The organism is Muricoccus nepalensis (genome assembly GCF_006438825.1).
Classification (GTDB): Bacteria; Pseudomonadota; Alphaproteobacteria; order Acetobacterales; family Acetobacteraceae; genus Roseomonas; species Roseomonas nepalensis.
Genome location: NZ_RCZP01000048.1, coordinates 26,746 through 32,837, shown reverse-complemented (window position 1 = coordinate 32,837; position 6,092 = coordinate 26,746). Strand labels below are relative to the sequence as shown.

The following is a 6,092-nucleotide window of genomic DNA, read 5'->3' as shown; positions in this document are numbered from 1 at the left end:
AGCCGATGGGATAGACCTTGAAGCGCTTCTTGGCGGTCGAGGCACTGTCCGGATCGGGTAGTCGGGAGATGCCGTGGCGCATCAGGCAGCGGTGGAGCGAGGACCGGGTCAGCTGCGGTAGACTGGGTTGCAGAGCGTAGAGGCAGTCGTCGAGCGGCAGCAGGGTGTGCCGGCGGAAGGCGACGATGATCGCCTCCTCCTCGACCGAGAGAACCGTGGACTTTGGCTCCTTCGGGCCAGTCGGCAGATCGGTGACAGACCCACGCGCCTTCCACTTGGCGACCGTTTTCGGGTTCACYCCATAGCGCTTGGCCAGCCCTCTCAGGCTCTCTTGACTATGCTGTATCGCTCGACGGATTGCCTCCGTCGTTGTGGCGCTGCCATGGAGAACCTGGCCCATAGTGCGTCCTTCCRCTCAGGGTAGAAGACTGCACCATCAAACCCTGGGATCAAACATCTAGCAGGTGCACGGGGCGGCTACCGTGGTGAGACCGTAGCATCTCGAGTGTCTCGGCCCGGCGGCTGAGGGTGGAGTGGTCCGGCACGGCCAAATCGAGACCGAGCAGGGCGATGATGGAGCCGATCAGGCCCTCGGTCTGGCGGAGAGCCAAGCGGAACACCGCGCGCAAGGTCAGAGCCGTGGTGATCGCCAGGGCGGAGTAACGCGGCTGCCCGCCACGCGTGGTCCGGGGCTCTGCCTTCCAAGCTGAGATCGCCGCGTCCGTGAAGCAGACTGTCAAACTGCCGCGCCCACGCAGGCCGGCGTCGTACTCGCTCCAGTTCGTCGCCCGGAACCGCTGCTTCGGAATGCGATGGCGGCAGTCGGCATTTGCCTTGAAAGGCAAGCTCAGGTCCCTTCGAGGATGGCAGGGCATCGTCCCCACCATCCTACCTCGGGCGGATCGCCAAGCCGATCAATGCAACACACCCACGCAACATTCAAAGGTGGACAGAGAGCCGCCGCGCCCCGTCGAGGATAAGTGGTAGCAGGTCGCGCTCAGCCTCCTGCAAGCTGCGCCGGCTCGGCTGCGTGCTCACGCTCATAGCGGCCACGGCATTCCCGGACAGGTCCCGCACGGGCACGGCGAGGGAGAGCAGCCCTAACTCCAGCTCCTCGTTGCAGGCGGCGTAGCCGGCCGTCCGGGCGTCGTCGATGCGGGCCCGCACCTCTTCCGGTACCGTTACAGTGTGGCGGGTCAGCGGCTCGAAGCGTGCCGCGCCGAGGTGGGCGGCTATCGCATCCTTAGAAAGGCCGGCGAGCAGGACGCGCCCGGTGGCCGAGCACCAGGCGGGTAGGCGCGACCCGATCCCCGGCCCGACCGAAACCATCCGGTGCGGCGCCGAGCGGGCGACGAAGACGGTCTCCGACCCATCGAGGATCGCGAGGGATACAGCCTCCCCGGCCGCCTCTTGAACCGCCTCGAGAACCGGCTGGGCGAGGCGCGGCAGCGGTGTGGCGGAGAGGAAGGCGTAGCCGAGGCGCAGCAGGCGCGGCTGCGGCGCGAAGCTGCGACCATCATGCGTGACATACCCGAGCTCGAGGAGAGTCAGCAGGCAGCGCCGCGCCGTGGCCCGGGAAAGGCCGGTCCGGCGCGCGGCCTCGGCCAGGGTCAGGCGCGGCACGCCATCCCCGAAGCACTCGAGGATGGCGAGCCCCTTCGCCAGCCCCGCCATGGCCTCCTTCCTCCCGGGCTCCTCCTCCACCATCGCCTCTCTCCCGCCCCACATTGACGACTTCCCACCTTGCAGAGCAGGATGTTCGTAATTCGGCCGTGAGTTCGATAATCGAACACTAGTGATAGGTCAAGGCTGATCGGAGGAAGACGGGTCTTGGGACTTCTGCATCGCCGCGTGCTCCTGGTGTCGCCGCTGCTGGGCGCCCTCGCGTCTTCCCGGGCCGGGGCCCAGCCCTTGCCAGGAGGTCTCAGCTACCCGAGCCGCCCGGTGCGCGTGATCGTGCCCTTCCCGGCCGGAGGGTCGAACGACACCTCGGCGCGGATCGCGGCGGAGCAGCTCCGTGGCCTCTGGGGCCAGCCCTTCGTGGTGGAGAACCTCTCGGGCGCCGGCGGGAACGTGGGGACGGCGAACTTCGCCAGGGCTGAGGCCGACGGCTATACCCTGCTCGTCACCCCGCCCGGCCCTCTCTCGATCAACCAATTCCTCTTCCGCGACCTCGGCTTCGCGCCGGAGGGCTTCGTGCCGGTCACGGTGCTCTGCGAGACGCCGAACGTGGCCATCGTCTCCATCGCCAGCGGCATCCGCACCCTTGGCGAGCTGATCGAGCGCGCGAAGGCACGGCCCGAGACGCTCACCTACGCGTCCCAGGGGGTGGGAACCACCTCCCACCTCACTGCCGCGCTGTTCCAGGACCTGACTGGCACGAAGCTCGTGCACGTCCCCTACCGCGGCGAGGCGCCGGCCCTGACGGACGTGGTGGGCGGGCGCGTGGACATGATCTTCTCCAACGTCACCGGAGCCCTGGCGCAACACCAGGCCGGGCGCGTGCGGATGCTGGCCGTGGCCGATATGGAGCGCGCACCGGAAATCCCGGACGTGCCGGCCGCGGCGGAGGCGGGGCTTCCCGGCTTCCGGTCCACCGCTTGGTTCGCGGCCGTCGCCCCCGCCGGCACTCCCGCCACCGTCGTCGCGCGCCTCCACGAGGGCCTGTCCCAGGTGCTGCGCTCGCCCGAGGTGCAGCGCCGCTACCGCGAGCTCGGCGCCGCCGTGGTGGGCGGCACGCCTGCCGAGACCGCCGCCTTCGTGGCGGCCGAGCGCACGCGCTGGGGCGCCCTGGTGCAGCGCGCCAACGTCACCGTGGAATGAGCGGAACCCTCCCCATGCCCGACCACACCCCCCCCGCGACCGCGCTTCCCCCCGGCCTCGTCACCCTGCCTGAGGTGTCGTGGCCCGAGGGACTGACCCGCGTGCCCTACTGGGTCTTCCAGCGCCAGGACGTGGCGGCCCTCGAGCAGACCCACGTGTTCCGTGGCGAGACCTGGAACTACCTCTGCCTGGAGGCGGAGATCGCCGGCCCTGGCGACTACCGCGCCACCACCCTCGGCGGCGTGCCGATCCTGGCGGTGCGAGACCACGACGGCGAGATCTACGCCTTCGAGAACCGCTGCGTGCACCGCGGCGCCCTCATCGCGCTGGAGGATTTCGGCCATGCGCGCGAGTTCACCTGCGTCTACCATGCCTGGAGCTACGACCTGCAGGGCAACCTGAAGGGCGTGGCCTTCAAGGACGGCATCAACGGCCAGGGCGGCATGCCCGAGTGCTTCCGCATGTCCGAGCACTCCCCCCGCAAGCTCCGCACCGCCGTCGTCCACGGCCTCGTCTTCGCCTCGGCCTCCGACACCGTGCCCCCGATCGAGGAGTACCTCGGCGACGAGATCATGGAGCGCATCGGGCGGGTCCTCGGCGGGCGCGAGGTGGAGGTAATCGGCCGCTTCACCCAGGATCTGCCGAACAACTGGAAGCTCTACGTGGAGAACGTGCGCGACAGCTACCATGCCTCGCTGCTGCACCTGTTCTTCACCACCTTCGAGCTGAACAGGCTCAACATGAGGGGCGGCCTCATCGTCTCCGAATCCGGCGGCAACCACGTCTCCTATTCCGCCATCGACCGCGACGCCGAGGCAATGGCCGCGAACGACTACGCCGCGCAGAACATCCGCTCCGAGAGCGACTACCGCCTGAAGGACCCCAGCGTGCTGGAGGGTCAGGACGAGTTCGGGGATGGGGTGACCCTGCAGATCCTCTCCGTATTCCCGGGCTTCGTGCTGCAGCAGATCCAGAACGCGCTCGCCATCCGGCAGGTTGTGCCGCGCGGCGTGGGGCGGACGGATCTGAACTGGACCTACATCGGCTTCAAGGACGATAGCCCGGAACTGCGGAAGATGCGCCTGAAGCAGGGCAACCTCGTCGGCCCGGCGGGCTACGTCTCCATGGAGGACGGGTGCGTCGGCGGCTTCGTGCAGCGCGGCGTGGTCGGCGCCTCCGACCGGCACGCGGTGCTGGAGATGGGCGGGACGGACGCGGCGAGCACGCGCACCCGCGCGACCGAGGCCTCTGTCCGCGGCTTCTGGAAAGCCTACCGGGGGTGCACGGGGCTCTGATGAGGATCACCGACATCATGGCGGCGCAGGCGCGCTACGCCCACTGCATCGACACGGACAGGCTGGAAGCCTGGCCGGACTTCTTCACCGAGGACTGCCTCTACCGGATCACCACGGCGGAGAACCACCGCCTCGGCTACGCCGCCGGCATCATCTGGGCGGACAGTCGTGGCATGCTGGAGGACCGGGTGGCCGCGCTGCGGGAGGCGAACATCTACGAGCGTCATTCCTACCGTCACGTCCTCGGCCTTCCCTTGCTGGAGGAGGAGAGGTCGGAAGGCCTGCGGAGCGAGACCCCCTTCCTCGTCGCGCGCATCATGCGCGACGGCGCGACGGACCTCTTCGCGACCGGGCGCTACCTCGACCTCTGGCGCGCGGACGCGGCGGGCACGCCGAAGCTCGCGGAGCGGGTCGTGGTCTGCGACAGCTCGCGGACCGACACGCTGCTGGCGCTGCCGCTCTAGCATGGAGTGGACCGTGCAGGTCGCCCACAGCGACCATCGCTTCCCCTGCGCCCCGGACGAGACGATCCTGGAGGCCGCGCAGCGCGCCGGGCTGGAGATCCCCTATTCCTGCCGCAAGGGTGTCTGCATCACCTGCCAGGGCAAGGTCTCCGCCGGCGCGGTGGAGGCCTCCGGCACGGTGCGCTCGACCGGGGAGGGCGGGGCGTTCGACGCGCTCTTCTGCACATCGCGCCCGCGCTCGGACGTCACCATCGGCCCGCGTCGCATTTCACGCCCCCTCGGCATAGGCCTGCCGCGGGAGGTGACAGCGCGTGTCTTCCGCAAGCAGCTTGTCGCGCCCAACGTGACGAGGCTGTACCTGCGCTTCCCCATCGGCCAGCGCGTCGCCTTCAAGGCGGGGCAGTACATGGACGTGCTGCTGCCGGGCGGCGAGCGGCGCTCCTACTCCATGGCAAATTCCCCGGCCGAGGCGGACGGGGTGCAGATGCACGTCCGCATGCATCCGGGCGGCGCCTTCTCGGACGCGCTGCTGGCCAGGCTGCAGCCCGGCGACGCGCTGCGCCTGGCGATGCCCTACGGCGAGGTGGAGCCGGACGGGCGCGACCCGCGCCCTCTCCTCCTCCTCGCCACCGGCACCGGCTTCGCCCCCGTCGCCTCCATCCTGGAGGAGGCGGTGCGCCGCCGCTGGACACGCCCCCTGATCCTCTACCGTGGCGGCCGCGGGCCGGACGACCTCTACCTGCCCGAACTGCCCGCGCGCTGGACCCGGCGCCTGCGGGACTTCCGCTACATCCCCGTCCTCTCGCAGCCCGACCCGTCCTGGGCCGGGCGCACCGGCCGGGTGCCAACAGCCGCGGCGTCCGATCATCCGGCCATGTCCGGCCTACAGGTCTATGCCTCCGGCAGCCCCGCCATGGTCGCCTCGGCTCGCGAGTCATTCACGAAGCTGCACAACCTTCCCGAAGCCGACTTCTTCGCGGATGCCTTTATTCCCTCCAGCCAGTCCAGCGCGGAGGCCGCATGAGCGCCACACCGCGCCGGCTTGCGCTATACGGCTATGCGCATGGCGAGGAGGTTGAGGCCGAGATGGATGTCGTCGCGCCAGTCATTTCGAGTAACAAGGCGGCAGAAGCCGCCGAACCAAGCGCGGGATCGCTCAACCTTCTAGCGGTGTAGGTCGAGTGGTCGTAGCCTTCGATCCCGCGGCGGGAAGAGTGGGCCTTGATGTGACGCCTGCGGCAGTCGCGGGAGTCAGAGCCTTTGTCGCCGTGCAGTTTGTCGGACCTGCGGCGGAGACGCCCGGGACGGCCGCAACCCGGCGACACCACGTCGAGCATGGCCTCGAGTTCGGGCCCGTCGTCCGATTGGCAGGGAGCATGGTCAGGCGGAGAGTCGTGCCATGGTTCATGCGTCGGCCTACCGGCATTTGCATGCTCCCAGTACCCCATGTCCCAGATGGTCGCACCATAGTGCCGATCCACCAGGAACAGCAGAAACATCGAAGCACCAG

Annotated in this window: 6 protein-coding genes and 2 pseudogenes; 5 read left to right on the top strand and 3 right to left on the bottom strand. The window is 69.1% G+C overall.

From position 1 onward, the window contains the following. The 3 genes and pseudogenes from EAH89_RS26830 to EAH89_RS26820 form a co-directional block, all read right to left on the bottom strand. Window positions 1-400, bottom strand: a pseudogene (locus EAH89_RS26830) (IS481 family transposase); the annotation flags it as partial. A gap of 58 nt (window positions 401-458) precedes the next feature. Beyond that, window positions 459-845: pseudogene (locus EAH89_RS26825) on the bottom strand (transposase); the annotation flags it as partial. Between the two features lie 94 nt (window positions 846-939). Next, complete coding sequence (locus EAH89_RS26820; RefSeq protein ID WP_140886770.1) at window positions 940-1,707, bottom strand: IclR family transcriptional regulator domain-containing protein; 768 nt, start codon at window positions 1,705-1,707, stop codon at window positions 940-942. A gap of 123 nt (window positions 1,708-1,830) precedes the next feature. Between EAH89_RS26820 and EAH89_RS26815 the strand changes: the two genes are divergently transcribed. From EAH89_RS26815 to EAH89_RS31580, 5 genes are read left to right on the top strand one after another with little or no spacing between them, the layout of a single operon-like run. Continuing rightward, the gene (locus tag EAH89_RS26815) at window positions 1,831-2,823 is read left to right on the top strand and encodes a Bug family tripartite tricarboxylate transporter substrate binding protein (protein ID WP_161993785.1); all 993 of its coding nucleotides are present in this window, start codon (window positions 1,831-1,833) and stop codon (window positions 2,821-2,823) included. A gap of 14 nt (window positions 2,824-2,837) precedes the next feature. Continuing rightward, a complete protein-coding gene (locus tag EAH89_RS26810) occupies window positions 2,838-4,118 on the top strand; it encodes an aromatic ring-hydroxylating dioxygenase subunit alpha (RefSeq protein WP_140886768.1) in 1,281 nt (426 codons plus the stop codon). Further along, window positions 4,118-4,582, top strand: coding sequence for an aromatic-ring-hydroxylating dioxygenase subunit beta (locus tag EAH89_RS26805; protein ID WP_140886767.1), 465 nt, complete (start codon window positions 4,118-4,120; stop codon window positions 4,580-4,582). Before EAH89_RS26810 ends, EAH89_RS26805 begins: the two co-directional genes overlap by 1 nt. A 13-nt stretch (window positions 4,583-4,595) precedes the next feature. After that, window positions 4,596-5,606, top strand: coding sequence for a 2Fe-2S iron-sulfur cluster-binding protein (locus EAH89_RS26800; RefSeq protein ID WP_161993784.1), 1,011 nt, complete (start codon window positions 4,596-4,598; stop codon window positions 5,604-5,606). Beyond that, window positions 5,603-5,758, top strand: coding sequence for a hypothetical protein (locus EAH89_RS31580; protein WP_161993783.1), 156 nt, complete (start codon window positions 5,603-5,605; stop codon window positions 5,756-5,758). Before EAH89_RS26800 ends, EAH89_RS31580 begins: the two co-directional genes overlap by 4 nt. Window positions 5,759-6,092 lie beyond the last annotated feature (334 nt).